The organism is Methylophaga sp. UBA5088 (assembly GCF_002414625.1).
Classification (GTDB): Bacteria; Pseudomonadota; Gammaproteobacteria; order Nitrosococcales; family Methylophagaceae; genus Methylophaga; species Methylophaga marina.
Genome location: NZ_DIAC01000131.1, coordinates 10,442 through 10,888, shown reverse-complemented (window position 1 = coordinate 10,888; position 447 = coordinate 10,442). Strand labels below are relative to the sequence as shown.

General features: G+C 45.6%; 1 protein-coding gene. It reads left to right on the top strand.

Annotation, left to right across the window (positions count from 1 at the left end):
* Nucleotides 1-447 (top strand): lipase family protein (locus tag B4K20_RS16195; RefSeq protein WP_414683398.1); only part of this gene is annotated, 447 nt, incomplete at both ends.

Here is a 447-nt window from a genome sequence, read left to right as displayed (position 1 = left end):
CCATCAAAACGTTTAACAATTTATATCGAAGGTGATGGTTTAGCCTGGTTAAATCGTCGAAAAATATCTTCTGATCCCACTCCGGTCGATCCGCTGGTACTCAAACTTGCAGTGCATGATAAACAAGCAGTCTATCTGGCTCGCCCTTGTCAGTATGTGAAGTCAGACCGTTGTGACAAAAAGCTATGGACCTCAGCCCGATTTTCAACCGAGGTTGTAGAATCCATGAATCAAGCTGTGACTGAACTCAAAAATCAGTTTCAGGCTTCATCGCTACGCCTAATTGGTTACTCAGGTGGTGGTGCTATCGCTACTCTCTTGGCAGCTGAACGAAATGATGTCGACCAACTGGTCACCGTGACAGGTAATCTTGATACAACAGCCTGGACAGAGATGCAGCATATTTCAGCGTTAACAGATTCACTTAACCCGGCAGATGCCTGGCAA